Source organism: Serratia sp. CY38905, from assembly GCF_052168875.1.
Lineage (GTDB): Bacteria > Pseudomonadota > Gammaproteobacteria > Enterobacterales > Enterobacteriaceae > Serratia > Serratia sarumanii.
In genome coordinates, this window is the sequence record NZ_JBJNLV010000004.1 from 313,549 (window position 1) to 334,892 (window position 21,344).

At 61.6% G+C, this 21,344-nt stretch carries 22 protein-coding genes; 16 read left to right on the plus strand and 6 right to left on the minus strand.

Annotated elements, in window-relative coordinates; translation table 11 throughout:
• Positions 1-12: 12 nt before the first annotated feature.
• The gene (locus ACJ8MK_RS12790) at positions 13-666 is read right to left on the minus strand and encodes a CoA transferase subunit B (RefSeq protein ID WP_060706976.1); all 654 of its coding nucleotides are present in this window, start codon (positions 664-666) and stop codon (positions 13-15) included.
• 11 nt (positions 667-677) lie between these two features.
• A complete protein-coding gene (locus ACJ8MK_RS12795; RefSeq protein WP_033648567.1) occupies positions 678-1,376 on the minus strand; it encodes a CoA transferase subunit A in 699 nt (232 codons plus the stop codon).
• Positions 1,377-1,544: 168 nt separating this feature from the next.
• On the opposite strand from ACJ8MK_RS12795, the gene ACJ8MK_RS12800 reads away from it, so the two are divergent.
• Complete coding sequence (locus tag ACJ8MK_RS12800; protein ID WP_033648568.1) at positions 1,545-2,462, plus strand: LysR family transcriptional regulator; 918 nt, start codon at positions 1,545-1,547, stop codon at positions 2,460-2,462.
• On the opposite strand, the gene ACJ8MK_RS12805 is transcribed toward ACJ8MK_RS12800, so the two are convergent.
• Both ACJ8MK_RS12805 and ACJ8MK_RS12810 read right to left on the minus strand, forming a co-directional pair.
• On the minus strand, positions 2,452-2,751 hold the full coding sequence (locus tag ACJ8MK_RS12805; protein ID WP_019453270.1) for a helix-turn-helix domain-containing protein: 300 nt from the start codon (positions 2,749-2,751) through the stop codon (positions 2,452-2,454). The two genes, ACJ8MK_RS12800 and ACJ8MK_RS12805, sit on opposite strands and share 11 nt — an antisense overlap.
• Before the next feature lie 3 nt (positions 2,752-2,754).
• Positions 2,755-3,105, minus strand: a complete 351-nt coding sequence (locus tag ACJ8MK_RS12810; RefSeq protein WP_033645671.1) for a type II toxin-antitoxin system RelE/ParE family toxin — start codon at positions 3,103-3,105, stop codon at positions 2,755-2,757.
• A 406-nt stretch (positions 3,106-3,511) separates the two neighbouring features.
• Between ACJ8MK_RS12810 and ACJ8MK_RS12815 the strand changes: the two genes are divergently transcribed.
• A complete protein-coding gene (locus tag ACJ8MK_RS12815) occupies positions 3,512-3,955 on the plus strand; it encodes a putative T6SS immunity periplasmic lipoprotein (protein ID WP_308332931.1) in 444 nt (147 codons plus the stop codon).
• Between the two features lie 15 nt (positions 3,956-3,970).
• On the opposite strand, the gene ACJ8MK_RS12820 is transcribed toward ACJ8MK_RS12815, so the two are convergent.
• Positions 3,971-4,270, minus strand: a complete 300-nt coding sequence (locus ACJ8MK_RS12820; RefSeq protein ID WP_060440840.1) for a hypothetical protein — start codon at positions 4,268-4,270, stop codon at positions 3,971-3,973.
• 245 nt (positions 4,271-4,515) lie between these two features.
• Here ACJ8MK_RS12820 and ACJ8MK_RS12825 point away from each other — a divergent pair, with 245 nt between their 5' ends.
• From ACJ8MK_RS12825 to ACJ8MK_RS12885, 13 genes are all read left to right on the plus strand, one after another.
• A complete protein-coding gene (locus ACJ8MK_RS12825) occupies positions 4,516-5,886 on the plus strand; it encodes a glutamine synthetase family protein (protein WP_442517781.1) in 1,371 nt (456 codons plus the stop codon).
• A gap of 28 nt (positions 5,887-5,914) precedes the next feature.
• On the plus strand, positions 5,915-6,325 hold the full coding sequence (locus ACJ8MK_RS12830) for a GNAT family N-acetyltransferase (RefSeq protein ID WP_033636925.1): 411 nt from the start codon (positions 5,915-5,917) through the stop codon (positions 6,323-6,325).
• Positions 6,326-6,337: 12 nt separating this feature from the next.
• Positions 6,338-7,027 (plus strand): trehalose-6-phosphate synthase, encoded by a 690-nt coding sequence (locus ACJ8MK_RS12835; RefSeq protein WP_033652815.1) that lies wholly within the window; start codon positions 6,338-6,340, stop codon positions 7,025-7,027.
• A gap of 678 nt (positions 7,028-7,705) precedes the next feature.
• Entirely contained in the window at positions 7,706-9,232 is a 1,527-nt protein-coding gene (locus ACJ8MK_RS12840; RefSeq protein WP_308319145.1) for an ABC transporter permease subunit, read from the plus strand.
• A 16-nt stretch (positions 9,233-9,248) separates the two neighbouring features.
• A complete protein-coding gene (locus ACJ8MK_RS12845; protein WP_442517782.1) occupies positions 9,249-10,040 on the plus strand; it encodes an ABC transporter ATP-binding protein in 792 nt (263 codons plus the stop codon).
• Positions 10,041-10,071: 31 nt separating this feature from the next.
• Positions 10,072-11,154, plus strand: coding sequence for a porin (locus ACJ8MK_RS12850; protein WP_442517783.1), 1,083 nt, complete (start codon positions 10,072-10,074; stop codon positions 11,152-11,154).
• Positions 11,155-11,739: 585 nt separating this feature from the next.
• Positions 11,740-12,519, plus strand: coding sequence for an ABC transporter ATP-binding protein (locus tag ACJ8MK_RS12855; RefSeq protein ID WP_041037732.1), 780 nt, complete (start codon positions 11,740-11,742; stop codon positions 12,517-12,519).
• A 112-nt stretch (positions 12,520-12,631) separates the two neighbouring features.
• A complete protein-coding gene (locus ACJ8MK_RS12860) occupies positions 12,632-13,324 on the plus strand; it encodes an MgtC/SapB family protein (RefSeq protein WP_019453282.1) in 693 nt (230 codons plus the stop codon).
• A gap of 27 nt (positions 13,325-13,351) precedes the next feature.
• A complete protein-coding gene (locus tag ACJ8MK_RS12865; RefSeq protein ID WP_442517784.1) occupies positions 13,352-14,236 on the plus strand; it encodes a LysR family transcriptional regulator in 885 nt (294 codons plus the stop codon).
• Between the two features lie 261 nt (positions 14,237-14,497).
• The gene (locus tag ACJ8MK_RS12870) at positions 14,498-16,678 is read left to right on the plus strand and encodes a carbon starvation CstA family protein (protein ID WP_060426423.1); all 2,181 of its coding nucleotides are present in this window, start codon (positions 14,498-14,500) and stop codon (positions 16,676-16,678) included.
• A gap of 218 nt (positions 16,679-16,896) precedes the next feature.
• Positions 16,897-17,100 carry a YbdD/YjiX family protein gene (locus tag ACJ8MK_RS12875; protein ID WP_004953088.1) on the plus strand — a complete coding sequence of 68 codons (204 nt, stop codon included), beginning with the start codon at positions 16,897-16,899 and terminating at the stop codon, positions 17,098-17,100.
• Between the two features lie 21 nt (positions 17,101-17,121).
• The gene (gene yjiA, locus ACJ8MK_RS12880) at positions 17,122-18,084 is read left to right on the plus strand and encodes a GTPase (protein WP_442517785.1); all 963 of its coding nucleotides are present in this window, start codon (positions 17,122-17,124) and stop codon (positions 18,082-18,084) included.
• Between the two features lie 56 nt (positions 18,085-18,140).
• Positions 18,141-18,563 carry a hypothetical protein gene (locus tag ACJ8MK_RS12885; RefSeq protein WP_442517786.1) on the plus strand — a complete coding sequence of 141 codons (423 nt, stop codon included), beginning with the start codon at positions 18,141-18,143 and terminating at the stop codon, positions 18,561-18,563.
• Between the two features lie 24 nt (positions 18,564-18,587).
• Here the strand turns inward: ACJ8MK_RS12885 and ACJ8MK_RS12890 are convergent, their stop codons facing one another.
• Positions 18,588-19,610: a LacI family DNA-binding transcriptional regulator gene (locus tag ACJ8MK_RS12890; protein WP_442517787.1), complete on the minus strand. Its 1,023-nt coding sequence runs from the start codon at positions 19,608-19,610 to the stop codon at positions 18,588-18,590.
• Between the two features lie 284 nt (positions 19,611-19,894).
• Here ACJ8MK_RS12890 and ascF point away from each other — a divergent pair, with 284 nt between their 5' ends.
• On the plus strand, positions 19,895-21,337 hold the full coding sequence (ascF, locus tag ACJ8MK_RS12895) for a PTS cellobiose/arbutin/salicin transporter subunit IIBC (protein WP_193168892.1): 1,443 nt from the start codon (positions 19,895-19,897) through the stop codon (positions 21,335-21,337).
• Positions 21,338-21,344 lie beyond the last annotated feature (7 nt).

Genomic DNA, 21,344 nt, shown 5'->3' on the forward strand with positions numbered 1-21,344 from the left:
TTCACCTCCGTCTCAGAAACGCATTTCCGGCACTTGATCCGGCACGATCAGCCGGCCGGCGGTTTTGGCGACAATCTCCGCCACGCTGACGCCGGGCGCGCGTTCGCGCAGCACGAATGCGCCGTCTTCAATTTCCAGGTAGGCCAGATCGGTCAATACCTTGCGGATGCAGTTGGCGCCGGTCAGCGGCAGCGTGCAGCGCGGCAGCAGCTTGGACTCGCCGCCCTTCGAGGCGTGGGTCATCACCACGATGATGTTCTCCGCCCCCGCCACCAGATCCATCGCGCCGCCCATGCCCTTGACCATCTTGCCGGGGATCATCCACGAGGCGATGTTGCCCTCGACGTCCACTTCAAACGCCCCCAGCACGGTCAGATCGACGTGGCCGCCGCGGATCATGGCGAACGACTGCGCCGAATCGAAGATCGACGCGCCGAGGCGCGCGGTGACCGTCTGTTTGCCGGCGTTGATCATGTCGGCGTCCAGCTGCTGCTCGGTCGGGAATTCGCCCATCCCCAGCAGGCCGTTTTCCGACTGCAGCATCACGTCCATGCCCGCCGGCACGTAGTTGGCCACCAGCGTCGGGATGCCGATGCCCAGGTTGACGTAGTAACCGTCCCTCAGCTCTTGCGCCACGCGCTGCGCCATTTGTTCACGGGTAAGCATGCGAATTCTCCTTATGCCCGCAGGGTGCGTTGTTCGATACGCTTCTCGAAGGTGCCCTGGATCAGCCGATCGACGTAGATGCCGGGGGTGTGGATCGCCGCCGGATCCAGCTCGCCCGGCGCGACGATCTCTTCCACTTCCACCACCGTGATACGCCCGGCGGTCGCCATCAGCGGATTGAAGTTCTGTGCGGTGTGGCGGTAGATGACGTTGCCGAAGTAATCGGCCTTCCAGCCTTTAACGATGGCGAAATCGCCGGTGATGGCGGTTTCCATGATGTAAGGGCGGCCGTTGAACTCGCGCACCTCTTTGCCTTCGGCGATCGGCGTGCCGTAACCGGTGGCGGTGAAGAACGCCGGGATACCGGCGCCGCCGGCGCGGATCTTCTCCGCCAGCGTGCCCTGCGGCGTGAGATCCACCTCCAGTTCGCCGCTGAGCGCCTGCTGCTCGAACAGCGCGTTTTCGCCGACGTAAGATCCCACCACCTTGCGGATCTGATGAGTTTCCAGCAGCCGCCCGAGGCCGAACCCGTCGACGCCGCAGTTGTTGGAGACCACCGTCAACCCGCGCACGCCGCGCCGGCGGATCTCTTCGATCAGATTTTCCGGGATGCCGCACAGGCCAAAGCCGCCCGCCAGCACCGTCATGTTGTCCGTCAGGCCTGCCAGCGCTTCCTGGTAGCTGCCGACGCGTTTGTCGAGCCCTGCCATATCGTTGCCCCTGCATGTTGCGGCGCAGGGCGAAATGCCCTGGCTTGCGTGAGGGCATCTTCAGGTCACAAAAATGATTTGTTAATTTTGTTTTTATGCCGCATTCATTTAGAATTTTTATCAATCATTCGTTAACCGAAAATTAACAAAGAGTTAACGCCAACCAAAATGAAAATGAGCATCAAACAGTTACGCGCGTTTTTAGCGGTAGCTCACACTCTGAACTTCGCCCAGGCCAGCGAGCGGCTGAATATTTCTCAGCCGGCGCTCAGCCTGGCGATCCGTGGGCTGGAAGACGCGCTGGGCGGGCCGCTGCTGCTGCGCACCACCCGCCGGGTGACGCTGACGCCGGAGGGGGAAACCTTCTTTCCGATGGCGCGCCAGCTGCTGGCGGACTGGGACAACGCGGAAGAGGCAATGCGCCAGCGCTTCACCCTGCAGATGGGCAAGGTGGCGATCGCCGCCATGCCGTCGTTCGCCGGCAACCCGCTGCCGCCGATCCTCAAGGCGTTTCGCGATCGTTACGCCGGCATCAACGTGGCGGTGCACGACGTCATCAACGAGCAGGTGTTTGAAATGATCCGCGAAGGGCGGGTGGAGATGGGCATCGCCTTCGAGCCGGAGCCGAGCGACACCCTGCACTTCACCCCGCTGTGCCGCGATCGCTTTCTGGCGGTGGTGCCGAAGGATTCGGCGCTGGCGCGCAAGGCGCAGGTAAGCTGGAAGGAGCTGCTGACGCTGGATTTCATCACCCTGCAGCGGCCATCGGCGGTGCGGCTGCTGCTGGAGCAGGAACTGGCCCGCAGCGGGCGAACGCTGGAGGTGGCGTTTGAAAGCCACCAGCTGGTAACGGTCGGGCGCATGGTGGCCAACGGCCTCGGCGCCAGCGCGGTGCCGGCGCTGTGCGAGCAACAGATGGATGAGCTGGGGGCGGTCTGCGTGCCGCTGATCGGCCCGATCATCGAACGGCGCGTGGGCCTGATCCGCCTGGCGCAGCACCAACTCTCTTCCGCCGCGCAGGCGCTGGCGACCGTGATCGAACGGGAAATGGCGGGGAGTGGCGCGCAGCCCGCGCTTAGACCGTAAACCCGACGTGCTTGCCGCCCGGCAGCTCAACGTCCAGACGCAGCGTGCCGCCCATCGCTTCCACGTAGCGTTTCAGGGTCGAAATCTTCAGCTCGTTGCCGCGCCCTTCGATGGCCGCGACCGAAGGCTGGGAAATGCCCAGCGTTTTCGCCAGTTCCTGTTGGGAAATATTCAGCGCTTCCCGCAGCTGGTGCAGGTGCGCTTCAAACAGCATCTCTTCGGCCATTTCCTCGATGCGCCGGCGGCTCTCCGGGGTGCGGGAGGCCAGCAGTTGCTTTAAGGTGCTCATGGGTTACTCCTTGAAATAACACATCAAATATTGGGTGAACTGCGCATCCGCGATGGGCAACATCACTTTATAAAACCGCTTCTCATTACCCGTTTTGTCGCCCGCACACAGCACAATCGCCTGCCGCGCCGGATCGAAGGCGAAAAAAGCGCGAATCGGCCGCCCTTTGTGCTGAATACGCAGCTCTTTCATGTTGGGATGCAACGAACCTTTCAGCACGTCGACAAAAGGCCGCCGGAGAGAAGGCCCGGCACGCTCGAGCATCACCAGCGCGGCCAACACCTTTTCCTGCGTCGATTCATCCTGCTCACAGAGCCACCGATCAAACTCTTCCGTTGTCATTACCGTCCACATGGCATCTCCTGATTATAGAGTACAATCTATGGCAAGACGATAGACCGGAATATATAATTTTCTCCACACCGCCGTTGGCGTTTTGCCTGGCAGCTGGCAAAAGAAGGTGGTTATCGTCTTGCGACTTGAACATGGGATGCAACGAGATACGTGAGCAGCGACATCAGCATCGGACAGAGAAGAAAACATGCGGATTTGGCGAGGTAATAAAGCACGTAACCCGGCTTTTTATTAATGAATGAATATAAAAACAACAAAATTATTCTCTATATCAATCAATGGATTGCATCCGAAACTCTTTTACCTTTCCGTCTTGTGAGCGAACGCAAAAGATTGTGACAAAGTGGGTTAATGGTGTCTGAACTTTCGCTATGGTGTTTTTTTCATGTTTTAACGGATTAAAACCATGGCCACAACTCACGGAAACGCCAGAAAACTTACGGCCGATGAACATCGATTTTATCTCTCTTTGCTATGCGCACTGCTACTGAATGGCTGTCAATCCACTCACCCCTGGTACCATCCGTTGGATGTCTCGCTAAAAGACAACCAACCTTGCTTTGCCGTGCCTATCAACAGTGTTCGCAGCGGCGACAGCCTGCAAAACCGGGGAATGCTCGTCTCACGACAGGAACAACAGCAATGGCATATCGTCTGGACCTCACCAGAAGTCACTCCGTTGCCTGACCTGAAACCAGGGCAATGCGTCACTTATCCGCAGGTAAACTGGGCTGAGGGGGAATACTCCGTCTTGCTCGGCGTCTCGATGAATAACGACACGGAAAGGCGTAAATACATGAAAGAATTCAACTTAAGAATTAATCCCAAAGGAGAAATACAGCTACAGTAAGGAGACTGGGATTATTTATTCCCCCTCCACCGCCTGCACCGCCGCCTTCTGCGTAGCGCGCTGATATAAGCACAGCTCCCTGCCCGGCTTGTTTTTCATAAACGGCTGCGGGTAGCGCCCGCCGATAAACAGCGCCGAATAGCCGACGTCGTCGCCGTAGTGAACGATCGCCCCTTCCACCCTGGCGTTTTTTAGCCCGCTGGCTTTCAGGCAGGCGGCGCGCATCGCCCTTTCGCTCTCGGCCCACGCCTGTGGGGAAGACGCGGTGGCGTTGAACGCGGCCAGCGCGGCGATAAGCAGCCCTATTCTCTTCATCGTTATCTCTCCTTCAACGGCCCGTCTCGCCAGTATAGACCGTGCCGGCGCGGCCAACCCGCCAACGCCGCCACGCTCTTTACGGCATTTTTATTCCGCGCCCCGTTAACGTTACGGCGTTTTTACAGACAGTTTTTGCCGCCGCAGATACCCTTTTCACATCGCCGCTATGGCCTCACAAGAGAGTTGTCCCATGCGTTTATCCCTGCCTCTGGCCGTGACCGGTCGTCGTTCTGGAGCGCGCCATGCATGCTAATATCATCGGCTTCAATCCGCTGCTGGCGGAGCTGCCCGCTTCGCCAACGCGCGCCTTCCACAAAGAGCTGGAACACTACCTGCAGCGCTATCCGCAGACCGAGCAGCTGGATATTTATCTGCACGATCTGAACGGCCAGCTGCGCGGCAAGCGGCTGCCGATCGCCGAAGCCTTTGGGCTGGAGAAAGGCTGCTACTTCCCGCTGTCGATCTACGCCCTGGATCTGCACGGCCGGGTGATTGAAGAAAGCGGGCTGGGGCAGCGGGCGGGCGAGCCGGACCGTCTGTGCCTGCCGGTGCCCGGCACGCTGCGCCCCTGCGCGCGCGATCCCGAACGCCACGCCCAGCTGCTGCTGACGATGCAAAATGCCGACGGCGGCGCCTGCGAGCTGGAGCCGCGCGTGGTGCTGCAACGGGTGCTGAAGCGCCTGCACGAGCGCAACTGCTTCCCGGTGGTGGCGGCCGAACTGGAGTTCTACCTGCAGGATCCGCAGCACCCCGCCGAGGCGGAAGCCTGCCCGACGCAGAGCTTCGCGGTGGATGCGCCCGAGCGCCACCATGCGCTGCTGAGCGACATCGAACGGCACGCCCGCCTGCAAAACCTGCCGTTGACCGGCGTGGTGGCCGAAGCCGCCTCCGGCCAATATGAGCTGAATCTGCATCACAGCCGGCGCGTGCTGGAAGCCTGCGACCAGATCATGGCGCTGAAACGCCTGACGCGGCAGATTGCCGAGCAACATCACCAGCACGCCTGCTTTATGGCCAAGCCCTGCGCCCACGCCGCCGGCAGCGGGCTGCACTTTCACATCAGCCTGCAGAACGAGCACGGCGAGAACCTGCTGACCGGCGCGCCGGGCGAACTGAGCGACAACATGCAGCAGGCGATGGCGGGCATGCTGGCGCTGATGCCGGCGTCGATGGCGATCCTGGCGCCCAACATCAACGCGTTTCGCCGTTTCCGCCCCGGCATGCACGTGCCGCTGCGCGCCTCCTGGGGCCACAACAACCGCACGGTGGCGCTGCGCCTGCCCTGCGCCGACAGCGCCAACCAGCGCATCGAATACCGTCTGGCCGGCGCCGACGCCAACCCTTATCTGGCGCTGGCGGTGATGCTCGGCGGCCTGCTGCACGGGCTGGAACACCCGCTGCCGCTGCCGCCCGCCGCCAACGGCTGCGAGAGCGACAACGCCGCGCCCTTGCCGCTCGGCCAGCAGGAGGCGCTGGCGCTGTTCCGCCACAGCGATCCGCTGCGTGAGCTGCTCGGCCCGGCGTTCTGCACCCTGTGGCACACCTGCAAAAGCGCCGAACTGCGCCGCTTCGAGGAACAGGTCACCGCCGCCGAACTCGGCTGGATGCTGTAACCCCCGGTTCATTAACCTAAGGATAATCATGAATATGCAACCGCAACGGGCGCCCGTGCAGCCGCTACTCTGCTGGCGCAAAGGCGTTTTTCATATCAGTACCGATCGGCAGCTGTTGGATATCGAGGCGATCCAACGTTTTCTCAGCTTGCCGGATCGGGCGGCGGCCGAGCGCCTGGTGCACCACGGCCTGTGCTTTGGCCTGTACCGCAAGCGCCACCTTCTCGGCTTCGCCCGCATGGTGACCGATTACGCCACCTTCGCCTCGGTGAGCGAACTGTTCGTCAGCGCCGAATACCGCGGCGTCGGGTTGGGAAGCTGGCTGACGCGCTGCTGCCTGGCGCATCCGGCCTTGCGCGGCCTGCGCGTCACGCTGCCCGCCCTGCAAGCACCCTGGCGCGCCGATGGTTCGGCACACGCCCTGCGCGCCCTTCACTGATGAGGAGACCCCATGTCTCGTTTAGTGCTGATTTCCAACAAGCAGTGCGACGGTAAGGATCTGGCCTGCGCCGGCCAGACGCTGGCGACCGATGCCGAACCGGGGCTGTGGCTCGGCTGGAACGGCGACGTGCAGAATTTCGCGCAGCGCCCGATCAGCTGCCGGCAGCGCGCCGGTTACGATCAGGTGACCTTTCCGCTGTCGATCGAGGAGTTTCGCCGCCACTATCAGGGCTATTACCACGACGGCCTGTGGCCGGTGTTCCACAACCAGCCGGAGAAGGCGCACTTCACGCCGGAAAACTACCGCGCCTATCGGCAGCTGAACCGCCGGTTTGCCGATATCGCCTGCGAGCACCTGTGCCCCGGCGATACCGTCTGCATCGACGACTACCAGCTGCTGCCCTGCGCCCAGGCGCTGAAGGAGCAAGGGCTGCTTAACGCCTGCGCGTTTTTCTTCCACCTGCCGTTCCCGTCGGCGGCGCTGCTGCGGCGCATCCCGGAACATCGCCAGCTGATCGCGTCGCTGCTGTTCTACGATCTGATTGGCTTTACCACCACCGACGATCGCAATGCCTTTCTCAGTTGCCTGGCCGCCGAGTTCCCGCTGGAGATGCTGCCCGACGACCAGATCCAGGCCAACGGGCATATTTTCGCCACCGGCATTTTCCCCGCTGGCATCAACGGCAGGCAGGTTTATTGATTTACGGCGGCGCGCACCCTTCAGGCGCGCCGTTTTATTTCGCCGCGATTTATTTTCACCGTCTTTATCGCCACCACCATGCGTTATTTTATTTTCCGGATATAGCGATTAAAAAATGAATATTTATCCTGTTACACATCAACCGTAAAAACCGCGCGGCGCCAATTGCTTTTTATTGGCGAAAAACATTACCCTTTCCCTGCCATATTTAAACCGAGGAGGGCCCCATGGGCGATGAAAGTTTTAGTTTTACGCTAATGCTATTGGGCGTCTTTCAGTAATGCCATCCGCGTTGCATTCTGAAAGACACGGAATGCGGCAACCGTTCCCCTTCTGACGGCCTTTCCCACTCTGCCGGCCCACCCATCGCCCCGCTGCGAAAACAACGTCTGTCTCACCGCTACAGCGGTATTTATCTGGTGTCGCCGGGCATATTCCCCGAGCGCCGACGGATTTCTTATGGGAAAAATAAGGTATTGCGTTATGCAAAATAACCGGGGTACATCTGTTTTCAGAAAGTCTTATTTAAATGACTTTATCGTTATCGCCATCGGTGTTTTTTTCATTGCCTTTTTTATTCGTGCCTGGGGTGACATGCACGGTGACTTCAATGAACAAAACGTCTCTGCCATTAGTCTTGATGCCTGGAACCTGCTTTATTATTCGCTCAGAACCAGCATGCGCTTTCTCCTCGGCATGGCCTGGTCGCTGCTGTTTTCTGTGGTATTCGCCGTGCTGGCCGCACGCTATGCGCCGCTGCGCCGGGTGATCCTGCCCTTCGTCAACTTTATGGAGTCGGTGCCGCTGGTGGGGTTCCTGACCTTCACGACCGTGTATTTTCTCAACCTCTACCCGCACAGCGTGATGGGGCTGGAGTGCACCGCCATCTTCGCGGTGTTTACCGGCCAGGCCTGGAACATGATGCTGACGCTGTATCAGACGCTGCGCATCGTGCCCAAGGAGCTGGATGAAGCCGCCCGCAGCTTCAATTACAACCCGTGGCAACGCTTCTGGCGGCTGGAGTTCATCTATTCGGTGCCGGGCCTGCTGTGGAACGCCATGGTGTCGCAATCCGCCGCCTGGTTCGCCCTGGTGGCCTCCGAGGCCATTCCGGTCGGCGATCGCTCGGTCGAACTGCCCGGCGTCGGCTCCTATATCGCCGAAGCGCTGGCGCAGCAGAACGTGCCGGCGATCCTGTATGCGATCGTCGCGCTGGCCGCCAACATCGTGCTGCTCGATCAGCTGGTTTTCCGCCCGCTGGTGCGCTATACCGCGCGCTTCAAATACGAAGACGTCACCGCCAGCCGGCCGCTCGGCAATCCGTGGTTCTACAACAGTCTGGCCTTTTCGCACGTCGGCGCGGCGCTCGGCCGCACGCTGCGCGCGCTGGCTGACCTGTGGCTGTTCAAGCTGCCGCGGCTGTGGTACGCCCTCGGCCTGCACCGCCTGTTCAGGCTCGCCGCCAAGGGAAACTGGCTGTGGCGCAGCCTGTGGTATCTCGGCGTGGTGCTGGCCTGCGTCTGGTTCGGTTACCGGCTGTGGGAATACTTCCCCAAACAGTACTTCGCCATGCTGCCGGAATGGATGCTGCTCACCACCGCGCGCGTGGCCGCAGCCATGCTGCTCAGCGTGGCGATCTTCACGCCGCTGGGGGTGTGGATCGGCATGAATCCGCGGCTGGTGAAGATCTTCCAGCCGATCATCCAGATCCTGGCGGCCATTCCGCCCAACATTTTCTACCCGCTGATCGCCGCCTTCATCGCCATTTATCATCAGGATCTCGGCTGGTGGGCCATCCCGATGATCATGCTGGGCACCCAGTGGTACGTGTTGTTTAACGTGATCGCCGGCGTATCCGCCATTCCGACGCAGATCACCGAGGTCAGCGAAACCTTCGGGCTGCGCCGCTTCCGCTGGTGGCGCTACTACATGCTGCCGGCGATTTTCCCCTACATCGTGACGGGCATCATCTCCGCCGCCGGCGGCGCCTGGAACAGCGCCATCGCCGCCGAGGTGATCCAGTGGGGCAGCACCACCCTCAGCGCCACCGGGCTGGGCGCGTTTATTTCCGTCGTCACCGACGCCGGCAAGAACCCGGAGTCCGCACTGGGCTGCGCCGCCATGTGCGCGCTGGTGGCGCTGTGCATCATCTTCGTCTGGCAACCGCTGTATCGCATCGCGGAAACCAAATTCAAATATGACTGATCAAGGGGGGAACAACATGCTGACTCAAGACGTGATTATCAGCGCCCGCCGGCTGAACAAGACGTTTATCGGCGAAAACAAGCGCCCCAAACCCGTGCTGCGCGACGTGACGCTGACCGTGCACGCCGGCGAGTTCGTCACCATTCTGGGGCAATCCGGCTCGGGCAAGTCCACGCTGCTGCGCATGCTGGCCGGGCTGATCCCACCGGACAGCGGCACGCTCACGCTGGCGGGCAAACCGGTCGACGGCCCGAGCGCCAACGTCGGCATGGTGTTTCAGTCCTACGCGCTCTATCCCTGGCTGACGGTGTACGACAACATCGCCTTCGGCCTGCTGGCGCAACGGCTGCCGCCGCAGACGATCGCCGAGCGGCTGGGAGCGCTGCTGCGCCTGGTGGGCCTGACCGGCTATGAGCACGCCTGGCCGCGCGAGCTCTCGGGCGGCATGCGTCAACGGGTGGGCTTCGCCCGGGCGTTGGCGGTAGAGCCCGACCTCTTGCTGCTGGACGAACCCTTCTCCGCCCTCGATATCTTTACCGCGCAAAAACTGCGGGGCGACCTGCTGGCGCTGTGGGGAGACAACCGGCTGCGCACGCGCGCCATGGTGATGGTGACGCACGACGTCGAAGAAGCGGTGCTGATGTCCGATCGGGTGCTGATCCTGGACGCGACCAGCAAACGGATCGACGACGAGTTCAGCGTCAATCTCCCGCGTGCGGCGCGCAACCGGGACAGCCTGCGGCACCTCACCGATCGGATCCGCAGCTGCCTGTACAAAAAAATCGCGCGGGCGCAACCGGCCGGATAAGGCCGCGTTTTCGTTAACTCAGGGTAGTGAAATGAAACATAAAAGCTTACTGATGGCGCTGGTCATCCTGATGCCGGCGGCCGCCGCCGGGGCAGAAATCGTCAATAAAGACGGCAATAAACTGGATCTGTACGGCCAACTGAACGGGGTGCATTACTTCAGCAGCGATGCCGACAATAACGGCGATCGCTCCTACACCCGTTTTGGTTTCAAAGGCGAGACGCAGATCGCCGACGGGCTGACAGGGTATGGCCAATGGGAATATCAGGCGGGGCTCGATCAGGCGGAAAGCGCCGGGCCGGGCAATAGCTATACCCGGCTGGGCTTCGCCGGGCTGACGTTAGGCCGCTGGGGCAGCCTGGACTACGGCCGCAACTACGGCCTGCTGTATGACGTGGCCGGCTGGACGGACGTGCTGCCCGAATTCGGCAACGACAGCTACGAAGCGGCCGACAACTTCATGACCGGCCGCGCCAACGGCCTGCTGACCTACCACAACCGCAGCCTGGGCGGGCTGTTGGACGGTCTGGATCTCGGCCTGCAATATCAGGGGAAGAATCGGGGGGACGACGCTCTGCGGGCGAAGGATATTCAGACGCAAAACGGCGATGGCTACGCCTTTTCCGCCACCTACGACACCGGCGTGGGGCTAAACTTTGGCGCCGCCTACGCCAACTCTGCGCGCACCCTGGCGCAGCAGCGCTTCGGCCTGGCTGACGGCGATCGCGCCCGGGCCTGGACGCTGGGGCTGAAATACGATCTGGACAACCTCTACCTGGCGGCCAGCTATGCGCGCACCGAAAACATGACCTATGTCGACGGCGATCGCTACGCCGGCTTCGCCCCCCGCGCAGACGCCGTCGAGGCGGTCGCGCAGTATCACTTCGATTCCGGCGTCACGCCCTCGCTGGCCTACCTGCAAACGCGCGGCCGCAACCTGCCCGGCATTGGCGACGCCGATCTGGTCAAATACCTGGATCTGGCGCTGAATTACAGCTTCAACGCCAACATGTCGACCTACGTGGAGTACAAACTCAACCTGCTGCAACGGCAGAACGCCGTCGGCGCCGGCGCCGACGACATCGTCGAAACCGGCATCATGTATCAGTTCTGATCCTCATCCCGGCCGGAGGATGCTCTCCGGCCGGTTCATTATGTGACTTTCCGCTGGCCTCTTATTTTCTCGTTTAATTCAGGTTTATATTTCCATAAAATGATGCCTATATTCATTCTCGCGCCTTCCGTTTACGCCCCGTTTAATGAATAAAGAAAATCTTTCCCGTATTCATATTAAATTACATTTTGCCGCCATAATTCGGCGTAACCACATTGAATAACCGGCTATGGCACGCGTATTATGGCCACACGAAAAATAACGGGAGAATGATATGGACGGCGACAGTTGGTTGTTTATTTTATTGTTGGAATCGCTGAGGTCACAGGAGCAATAGTCATCCCATTGCATCCTGAAAGTGTCAGGATATGAGTCAGTTATAGCATCCCTTCGCTTTACCCTTCAGCCTCTGGCCTCCGCGCATGCCGCACCGGCACGCCCGATGGGCTAACCCCTCCAGCATAAGCGTATTAACAGTCCGATAACGGTCAGGCTTATTTGCACCCGCATTTACTTTACGCCTGCCCGGCGATAAATATCGGCCCTTTTTCCATGCTCATATTTTTAATTGGGTGGAGACAGATCATGTTGGTAAAAAAAACCACGCTGCTGACGGTCAATAACGTCAGCAAAAGCGTTCAGCCTACCGGTAAAGAAAAACGTCTGGTGCTGAATGAAATCAATTTGCGCCTTTACGACAACGAGGTCGTCAGCATTTTGGGGCAGTCCGGCTCGGGTAAATCCACCCTGCTGCGCATTCTTTCCGGCCTGATCGCGCCGGATCTGGGCACCGTGATGCTGGGGGATAAAAAAGTCTCGGGGCCGAATCCGCAGATCAACATGGTGTTCCAGACCTTCGCCATTTTCCCGTGGCTGAACGTCTACCAAAATATCGCCTTCGGGCTGCAGGCGCAGGATCTGCCGCCGCAGGTGGTCGAAGCCCAGACGCTGAAAATGCTCGATCTGGTCGGGCTCTCGCCCTACCGCGACGCCTACCCGCGCGAGCTTTCCGGCGGCATGCGCCAGCGGGTCGGCTTCGCGCGCGCACTGGCGGTAGAACCGATGCTGCTGTTGCTGGACGAGCCCTTTTCCGCGCTGGACGTCTATACCGGCGAACACCTGCGCAGCGATCTGCTGCGTATCTGGAGCACGCGCCAAATCAAAACCCGCTCCATCGTGCTGGTCACCCACAGCGTAGAGGAGGCGGTGATGATGTCTGACCGCGTCCTCCTGCTGGGCGCCGGCACCCTCGACGGCTGCTATCACATCACGCAGCGCCGCGAGGCGCGCACCCGCGAGGGGATGCAGCCGCTGACGGACAAAATCAGCGAGACGCTCAGCCGGCAGATCGCCGCCGCGCACTGAGCGCCGCCCTGGCCTGGCGGGACGGAACCCCGCCAACTTAACTACCTGTTTATCAAGAGTTACCCCGCCACGGGTGGCTCATGATAAGCGGATAATACATCGAGTTATTATCATGCATTTCATTCATACACTGCTGACGCTGCTGACCGCGTCCGTCCTGGGCGCCGCCATCGGCTACGAAAGACAGTTCCGCCAGCGCACCGCCGGGCTGCGCACCAACACGCTGGTGGCCACCAGCGCGGCGATCTTCGTCCATCTGGCCATGACCATCGACGGCAGCGGCGGCGCGGTGCGCGTCATCTCCTACGTGGTCTCCGGCGTCGGCTTTCTCGGCGCCGGGGCCATCATGAAGGAAGGGATGAACATCCGCGGCCTGAACACCGCCGCCACGCTCTGGGGCTCCGCGGCGGTCGGCGCCTGCGCCGGCTGCGGCCTGTACGGCGATGCGCTGGCTGCCACGCTGTTTGTGCTCGCCGCCAACACCCTGTTGCGCCCGCTGGTCAATATGGTCAACAAACAGCCCTTCAATGACGTTAACGGCGAGTCTACCTACCAGATTTGCGTCATTGCCTTCGAGCATGAGCAGCGTGAGGCGCTGGCCAAATTCAAACAGGTGCTGCAAGGGGAAAACTGCTTTATCTCGCATCTGGATATCGAACCCTTTGGCGACGACGACGTGGAGATCACCGCCACGCTGATGCCGGCCTCCGTCACCACGCCGGTGCTCGACCAGACCATCAATAAATTGCTGAACGACAGCATGATGAAACAGGCCTATTACAGCCGCATCGCCGGCTCCGGCTGATGCCGTTCACTTCCAGGGAGATCAACCATGAAAACCATGCCAAAGCTGGCGCATCTGACGATGTTCAAAGACATTGTCCACTGTGGAAGTTTGCACGAGGCCGCGAAAAAGCTGGCCATCTCGCAGCCGACGCTCAGCCGGGTGCTGAAAGAGCTGGAAATGACCATCGGCGCGCGGCTGCTGGAGCGCAGCAACCGCGGCGTGCGCCTGACGGCGGTCGGCGAGCTGTTTTACCAGCGAATAGATGCCGCCACCAATCAGTTGCTCAATGCGTTTGACGAACTGCGCGGCCTGAGCGCTGACGGCGAGAAGCGCCTGCGGGTGGGGATGAGCGTCGATCCGCTGCTGTGCTACCTGCCTCAGGTGCTCGAAGGCTTCAACCGCCGCTACCCGCATACCCGGGTGACGGTGGTGGAAGACGGCCCGGAAGGCCTGCTGGCCCGGCTGCGAAACTGCGAGCTGGATTTGGCGGTCAGCAGCCTGAACGGCGCGGCGGGCGGCGCCGATCTGGCCATGCAGGCGCTGAAAAGCGAGCGCTTCTCGCTCTATCAGGGAGGCGATCTTACCGCAGCCGGGCAGCCGCCGGCCGAGGCCAAATGGGTGGTGCCGCGCTCCTGCTCGGTGGGGCATGCCGCCATCCGCGAGATCGCCGAACACTACACGCCGCACGGCCAGATCGTCGAGACCGACTCCTTTCTGGCGACCTGGTGCCTGGTCAGGCAGCAGGGCTATATCGCGCTGCTGAGCGATCGGGTGGTCGCGCACTACGCCCCGCAGCTGCACCTGCAGAAAATCCCGACGCAGGAGATAGACATCAGCGCGCGCTTTTACGTCTTTACCCGCCATGAGCCGGCGACGCCGCCGCTCAGCGCCGCGTTTATCCACCTGCTGCAGGCCATGCAGACGGCCTGAGGAGACAGGCCGTCGCCCGCCGGCGGCCGAATCTCTTCTCCAGGCCGCCAACCGCTTACCCCGCCAATCCAACCGTTCACCCGGCGAATCTGACCGCTGACCGAAATACGCCTGTCTTCCCCCCTTACCCCCGGCGATGATGAGCTGTTCCTAAACCCGCCTTACCTCGGGAAAGACGCTACGGCTCGCCGCGCCACTCTGACATCTCATACAAGCGGATGAGTTCATTCATATTTTGCAGACTGGAATTAAGGATACCTCATGAAACGAGAGGGGATTTTAAAGCACATTCCGTGGATGCTGCTGGGGATACTCGGCGCAGCCTGCCTCGGCGTGGTGGCGCTGCGCCGCGGCGAACACATCAGCGCGCTGTGGATCGTCGTCGCTTCGGTGGCAGTGTATCTGGTGGCCTACCGCTACTACAGCCTGTACATCGCCACCAAGGTGATGAAGCTGGACGCCGGCCGCGCCACCCCGGCGGTGGTCAACAACGACGGCCTGAACTACGTGCCGACCAACAAGAACGTGCTGTTCGGCCACCACTTCGCCGCCATCGCCGGCGCCGGGCCGCTGGTGGGGCCGGTGCTGGCCGCGCAGGTCGGCTACCTGCCCGGCACGCTGTGGCTGCTGGGCGGCGTGGTGCTGGCGGGGGCGGTGCAGGACTTTATGGTGCTGTTCATCTCCTCGCGCCGCAACGGCGCCTCGCTCGGTGAGATCATCAAAAAAGAGATGGGGCCGATACCGGGCACCATCGCGCTGTTCGGCTGCTTCCTGATCATGATCATCATCCTGGCGGTGCTGGCGCTGATCGTGGTGAAAGCGCTGGCGGAGAGCCCGTGGGGGGTATTCACCGTCTGCTCCACCGTGCCGATCGCGCTGTTTATGGGCATCTATATGCGCTATCTGCGCCCCGGCCGCGTGGGTGAAGTGTCAATCATCGGCATCGTGCTGCTGGTGGCCGCCATCTGGTTCGGCGGCGTGGTGGCGCACGACCCGTACTGGGGCCCGGCGCTGACCTTTAAAGACACCACCATCACCTTCACGCTGATCGGCTACGCCTTTGTCTCCGCCCTGCTGCCGGTGTGGCTGATCCTGGCGCCGCGCGACTACCTGGCGACCTTCCTGAAAATCGGCGTGATCGTCGGGCTGGCGATCGGCATCGTGATCCTCAACCCTGAGCTGAAAATGCCGGCGGTCACCCAGTTCGTCGACGGCACCGGCCCGGTGTGGAAAGGCACCCTGTTCCCGTTCCTGTTCATCACCATCGCCTGCGGCGCGGTCTCCGGCTTCCATGCGCTGATCGCCTCCGGCACCACGCCGAAGCTGCTGGCCAATGAGACCGACGCGCGCTTTATCGGCTACGGCGCGATGCTGATGGAGTCCTTCGTCGCCATCATGGCGCTGGTGGCAGCTTCCATCATCGAGCCGGGCCTGTACTTCGCCATGAACACCCCGCCGGCGGCGCTGGGCATCACCATGCCGGATCTGCACCGCTTAGGCACCGAAGACGCGCCAATGATCATGGCTTCGCTGAAGGACGTCACCGTGCACGCGGCGGCGGCGGTCAGCTCCTGGGGCTTCGTCATCAGCCCGGAACAGATCCTGCAAACCGCCACCGACATCGGCGAACCTTCGGTGCTGAACCGCGCCGGCGGCGCGCCAACGCTGGCGGTGGGCATCGCCCACGTGTTCCATCAGATCATTCCGGGCGCCAACATGGGCTTCTGGTACCACTTCGGCATTCTGTTCGAGGCGCTGTTCATCCTGACCGCGCTGGACGCCGGCACCCGCTCCGGCCGCTTTATGCTGCAGGATCTGCTGGGCAACTTCGTGCCGTTCCTGAAGAAAACCGACTCGCTGGTGGCCGGCATCGTCGGCACCGCCGGCTGCGTCGGGCTGTGGGGCTACCTGCTGTATCAGGGCGTGGTGGATCCGCTCGGCGGCGTGAAGAGCCTGTGGCCGCTGTTCGGCATCTCCAACCAGATGCTGGCCGCCGTGGCGCTGGTGCTGGGCACCGTGGTGCTGATTAAGATGAAGCGCACCCAATACATCTGGGTGACCGTGCTGCCGGCGGTGTGGCTGCTGATCTGCACCACCTACGCGCTGGGGCTGAAGCTGTTCAGCGACAACCCGCAGCTGGAAGGCTTCTTCTTCCTGGCCGGCGAGTACAAGCGCAAGATCGCCGAAGGCGGCGCCGAGCTGAGCGCCCAGCAGATCGCCAACATGAACCACATCGTGGTGAACAACTACACCAACGCTGGGCTGAGCATTCTGTTCCTGCTGGTGGTGTACAGCATCATCTTCTATGGGGTGAAAACCGCGCTGGCGGCGCACAAGAACCCGAAACGCACCGATCAGGAAACGCCTTACGTGCCGGTGCCGCAGGCCGCGCCCGCCGACGGCGTAACTGAGGGGGAGGTCAAAGTTTCGACCCAGCATTGATGTGATTTAACGGATACCCTGCATAATAAACGTTAAGCAGTACCCAAAGCCGCACGGCCTGTGCATCGCAAGATGCCAGGCGTGCGGCGCGATGCAATCGAGATACCCGGGGCGACCCGGAGGTGGGGCATCCCTGCGGGAACCCCATCCCCCGGCTTCCCCTAATATCAGGCTTAAGCAAGCGCTGTAGTGATGCAGGGTAAAGTTGGAGAAGGCTTATGTTCGGAAATCTCGGCCAGGCGGGGAAGTACCTCGGGCAGGCGGCGCGCATGTTGGTGGGCGTGCCTGACTACGATACCTACGTCCAGCACATGAAAGACAACCACCCGGACAAGCCGGTGATGACCTATAAAGAATTTTTCCGCGAGCGCCAGCAAGCGCGCTACGGCGGCGACGGCAAAGGCGGCATGCGCTGCTGTTAACCCGCAGTCACAAGGACCCGTATGAAACCCATCGCAGTCACCATCCTGACCGGCTTTTTGGGCGCCGGCAAAACCACCCTGCTGCGCCACATCCTGAACGCCGAACACGGCTATAAAATCGCCGTCATCGAGAATGAGTTCGGCGAAGTGCCGATCGACGACGCGCTGATCGGCGATCGCGCCAGCCGCATCACCACCCTGAGCAACGGCTGCATCTGCTGCAGCAAGTCCAACGAACTGGCGGACGCGCTGCTGGATCTGCTGGACGGCGCCGACAGCGGCCAGCTGGCGTTCGACCGGCTGATCATCGAATGCACCGGCATGGCCGATCCCGGCCCGATTACCCAGACCTTTTTCTCGCACGAGATCCTGTGCGAGCGCTTCCTGCTGGACGGCATCATCACTCTGGTGGACGCGGCGCACGCCGAGCAGCAGCTGAGCCAGTTCAGCATCGCCCAGGCGCAGGTGGGCTACGCCGACCGCATCCTGCTGACCAAAACCGACGTGGCGCCGGACTGCGAAGCGCTGATCCAGCGGCTGCAGCGGATGAACGCCCGCGCGCCGGTCTACAAGGTGACGCACGGCGATATCGATCTGAGCGTGCTGTTCGACATCGAAGGCTTTACGCTGAACGACAAGCTCAACCTGACGCCGCCCGCCCCGCTGTTCCGCCGCATCCCGCAGCCGCAGAGCGACATCCGCTCAATTGTGTTGACGCTGGAACGGCCGCTGCCGCTGATGCAAATCTCCGACGTGATGGAAGGCCTGCTGCTGGAATACGCCGACAACCTGCTGCGCTACAAAGGCATTCTGTCTATCGAAGACGAGCCGCGCCGCCTGCTGTTCCAGGGCGTGCAACGGCTGTATAACGCCGACTGGGATCGGGAGTGGCTGCCTGGTGAGGAACGTCGGAGCACTTTGGTATTTATTGGTGTGGATCTGCCGGAGGAGGAGATTCGGGGAAGGATTGGGGGGTTGGGGTAAGATAAACCATTCCCCAGGCCAACGCGGCCCCTATCCGGCAAACTCAAGGATGAACGATGGCAAACAACGTGATGCTAGTAGCATTAAAGGCGCTTAACCTGTGCGCGAGCACTTATATCGTCATCAAACTGAGCACGGTGTTAGCCATCGGCATCATGTTTCTTATTGTCTCTTACGCCGGCGTGGAGGACGTTGGGCTGTCCAATCTCCTCGCCGGGACATTCATCATCCTGCCGCTGTTGGTCGTCGTCGGCGGAACACTTATCGTCTGCGCCGTCGCTGCCTATCTCAACCTAAAGGCGCCCTATCGTAAAAAAGCGCTGTTCTTTAGCCTGCTGCTGGGCAGCATCTCTGCGGCTGGCCTGCTGTTGCCCTACACGCGCGAGTTCGCGCTATCCACGGCAGCCGCCAGCGCCCTGGCGTTGGGCAGCGCGCTGGGGATTTTTGCTTTGTCGAAGAGACGGGTTCAAGCGTTGTAGCACCTGAAAAAGGCGGGTACGCGATTATGTCTTTCCCCAATACGGCCCCGCCGCCACCGACTCGCGCTCGATCAGGCTGGCCGGGAAGCTGGGGCGCTTGCTCAGCTCGCCGCCGTCCAGCATCGACAGCAGGCGGTTGATGGTCTCCTGGATCATCTCGGTGACCGGCATCTTCATGCTCGACAGCGACGGCACGATATAGGGCGCCAGCGGGATGTCGTCGAAGCCGATGACCGATACCGCCTCCGGCACCGCCACGCCACGCTCTGCCAGCCGCTTCATCGCGCCGATGGCCATCTCGTCGTTGCCGGCGACGATGGCGCTGAACGGCTGCCCGCCGGCCAGCAGCGCATCGACCGCCGCCACGCCGCTTTGCGCGTGCCATTTCCCCTCGACGATCAACGCCTCGTTAACCGCGATGCCCTGCTGAGCCAGCGCGGATTTGTAGCCGGAAAGCCGCTCCAGCCCGGTGGGGGAATCGAGCGAGCCGGTGATAAAGGCGATGTCGCGATGGCCGCGCGCGATCAGGTGCGCCACCGCCGCCGCGCCGGCGGCATGCTGATCGCTGAAGATGCAGTAGCTGTCGTTCAGCCGCAGCCGCCGGTTGATCACCAGAATCGGCTGGCGGTGCTCGGAGACGATCTCGTCCATTTCCGCGATCGACAGAAAACGCGGATAGATGATCACCCCGTCGCAGCGCAGATCCAGCAAAAACTGAATGGCGGCCCGCTCCTCTTCGGCGGTGTGCTTGCCGTCCGCCAGGATCAGTTGGCGGCCGTTCGCCTCCATGATGCGCGCCGACTGCGCCATCAGTTCGCTGAAATAGTTGCCGCTGTAGAGGGTGTTGGTGACCACCAGACCGAGGGTTTGGGTGGTGTTGGTCGCCAGGCTGCGCGCCAGCAGGTTGGGCCGATAGCCGGTTTCCGCGATGGCTTTATCCACCAACGCGCGTTTCTCCTCGCTGACATAGCCGCTGCCGGACAAAACGCGCGACACCGTCGCCTTTGAAACACCGGCCTTTTTCGCCACCTCGAGTATCGTTGCCATCTGTGCGCCGCCAAAATCCATGGGTTCAGCGCAGTCTACCCAAGACGCCCGGCGTTTGGAACGTTTTCACGCCCCTGTGCGTCGATGCGTACTTACCTCTGGCGATCCAGATCACGAAAACGAAACGCCAAAAATCATAGTTCTTGCCAACTATGAAACACCAATACATGATTTTGTGAAACCGGTTTCTTATGGGCGTTTCATACGGATGGAACGACGGATCGCCCAGGCAGTAAATATGCGCCTTTGGGCTATCCGAATTGCTATCTGAGAGACAACACGCCATGCCGAAGAACTACGCAGAGATCTCGCACGCCATCGTGGCCGCCCTGGGCGGCGCGGGCAATATCGAGGCCGTGACCCATTGCATGACCCGCCTGAGATTCGTGGTGAAAGACAAAACGCGGATCGACACCCCGGCGCTGAAAGCTATCGACGGCGTGCTGGGCGTGGTGCACAGCGGCGAGCAGTGCCAGGTGATCATCGGCAACGAGGTGGCCAAGGCCTATCAGGCGGTGCTGGCGCTCGGCATGCCGGGCGCGGCGGCCCCCGCCGCCCCGGTGAAACGCCAACTCACCCTGAAGGGCATCGGCGCCGGCATTCTCGACGCGCTGGTGGGCACCATGTCGCCCCTGATCCCCGCCATCATCGGCGGCTCGATGGTGAAGCTGCTGGCGATGATCCTGGACATGGCCGGGGTATTCGAAAAAGGCTCCTCGACCCTCGTCATCCTCAACGTGATCGGCGACGGCGCGTTCTTCTTCCTGCCTGTGATGGTCGCCGCCTCGGCGGCGCTGAAGTTCAAAACCAACATGTCGCTGGCGATCGCCATCGCCGGGGTGCTGGTGCATCCCAACTTTATCGATCTGATGGCCAAGGCGGCGCAGGGCCAGGCGGTGGAATTCGCCTTCATCCCGGTGACGGCGGTGAAATACACCTACACGGTGATCCCGGCGCTGGTGATGACCTGGATCCTGTCGCACATCGAACGCGGGGTGGATCGCATCACCCCGGCGGTGACCAAGAACTTCCTCAAACCGATGCTGATCGTGCTGATCGCCGCGCCGATCGCCATTCTGCTTATCGGGCCGCTCGGCATCTGGATCGGCAGCGGCATCTCTGCGCTGGTCTACACCGTGCACGGCTATTTGGGCTGGCTCTCCGTGGCCATCATGGGGGCGATTTGGCCGCTGCTGGTGATCACCGGCATGCACCGGGTGTTTACCCCGACCATCATCCAGACCATCGCCGAGACAGGCAAAGAGGGCATGGTGATGCCTTCGGAGATCGGCGCCAACCTGTCGCTGGGCGGCGCTTCGCTGGCGGTGGCGCTGAAAACCAAGAACCGCGAGCTGCGCCAGACCGCGCTGGCCGCCGCCGCCTCCGCCATCGTGGCGGGGATTTCCGAACCGGCACTGTACGGCGTGGCGGTGCGCCTGAAACGGCCGCTGGTCGCCAGCCTGATCAGCGGCTTCGTCTGCGGCGCGGTCGCCGGCATCGGCGGGCTGGCCAGCCATTCGATGGCCTCGCCCGGGCTGTTCACCAGCGTGCAGTTCTTCGATCCGGCCAACCCGATGAGCATCGTGTGGGTGGTGGCGGTGATGGCGCTCTCGGTGGTGCTGTCGTTCGCGCTCACGCTAATGCTGGGCTTCGAGGATCTGCCGGAAAACGCCGCCGCACCCGGCCAAACCGCACCGGCGGCGAACGCCGCCAGCGCAACGCATTGAGACACCA

Bases quoted from the DNA above. Each gene is read 5' to 3' on its own strand.
- ACJ8MK_RS12890 (WP_442517787.1), bottom strand. From the start codon at position 19,610: ATGGCAACGATACTCGAGGTGGCGAAAAAGGCCGGTGTTTCAAAGGCG.
- ACJ8MK_RS12815 (WP_308332931.1), top strand. From the start codon at position 3,512: ATGGCCACAACTCACGGAAACGCCAGAAAACTTACGGCCGATGAACAT.
- ACJ8MK_RS12885 (WP_442517786.1), top strand. From the start codon at position 18,141: ATGGCAAACAACGTGATGCTAGTAGCATTAAAGGCGCTTAACCTGTGC.
- ACJ8MK_RS12850 (WP_442517783.1), top strand. From the start codon at position 10,072: ATGAAACATAAAAGCTTACTGATGGCGCTGGTCATCCTGATGCCGGCG.
- ACJ8MK_RS12790 (WP_060706976.1), bottom strand. From the start codon at position 666: ATGCTTACCCGTGAACAAATGGCGCAGCGCGTGGCGCAAGAGCTGAGG.
- ACJ8MK_RS12795 (WP_033648567.1), bottom strand. From the start codon at position 1,376: ATGGCAGGGCTCGACAAACGCGTCGGCAGCTACCAGGAAGCGCTGGCA.
- ACJ8MK_RS12870 (WP_060426423.1), top strand. From the start codon at position 14,498: ATGAAACGAGAGGGGATTTTAAAGCACATTCCGTGGATGCTGCTGGGG.
- ACJ8MK_RS12865 (WP_442517784.1), top strand. From the start codon at position 13,352: ATGAAAACCATGCCAAAGCTGGCGCATCTGACGATGTTCAAAGACATT.
- ACJ8MK_RS12840 (WP_308319145.1), top strand. From the start codon at position 7,706: ATGCGCTTTCTCCTCGGCATGGCCTGGTCGCTGCTGTTTTCTGTGGTA.
- ACJ8MK_RS12820 (WP_060440840.1), bottom strand. From the start codon at position 4,270: ATGAAGAGAATAGGGCTGCTTATCGCCGCGCTGGCCGCGTTCAACGCC.
- ACJ8MK_RS12835 (WP_033652815.1), top strand. From the start codon at position 6,338: ATGTCTCGTTTAGTGCTGATTTCCAACAAGCAGTGCGACGGTAAGGAT.
- ascF (WP_193168892.1), top strand. From the start codon at position 19,895: ATGCCGAAGAACTACGCAGAGATCTCGCACGCCATCGTGGCCGCCCTG.
- ACJ8MK_RS12805 (WP_019453270.1), bottom strand. From the start codon at position 2,751: ATGAGCACCTTAAAGCAACTGCTGGCCTCCCGCACCCCGGAGAGCCGC.
- yjiA (WP_442517785.1), top strand. From the start codon at position 17,122: ATGAAACCCATCGCAGTCACCATCCTGACCGGCTTTTTGGGCGCCGGC.
- ACJ8MK_RS12860 (WP_019453282.1), top strand. From the start codon at position 12,632: ATGCATTTCATTCATACACTGCTGACGCTGCTGACCGCGTCCGTCCTG.
- ACJ8MK_RS12830 (WP_033636925.1), top strand. From the start codon at position 5,915: ATGAATATGCAACCGCAACGGGCGCCCGTGCAGCCGCTACTCTGCTGG.
- ACJ8MK_RS12810 (WP_033645671.1), bottom strand. From the start codon at position 3,105: ATGTGGACGGTAATGACAACGGAAGAGTTTGATCGGTGGCTCTGTGAG.
- ACJ8MK_RS12875 (WP_004953088.1), top strand. From the start codon at position 16,897: ATGTTCGGAAATCTCGGCCAGGCGGGGAAGTACCTCGGGCAGGCGGCG.
- ACJ8MK_RS12800 (WP_033648568.1), top strand. From the start codon at position 1,545: ATGAAAATGAGCATCAAACAGTTACGCGCGTTTTTAGCGGTAGCTCAC.
- ACJ8MK_RS12845 (WP_442517782.1), top strand. From the start codon at position 9,249: ATGCTGACTCAAGACGTGATTATCAGCGCCCGCCGGCTGAACAAGACG.
- ACJ8MK_RS12825 (WP_442517781.1), top strand. From the start codon at position 4,516: ATGCATGCTAATATCATCGGCTTCAATCCGCTGCTGGCGGAGCTGCCC.
- ACJ8MK_RS12855 (WP_041037732.1), top strand. From the start codon at position 11,740: ATGTTGGTAAAAAAAACCACGCTGCTGACGGTCAATAACGTCAGCAAA.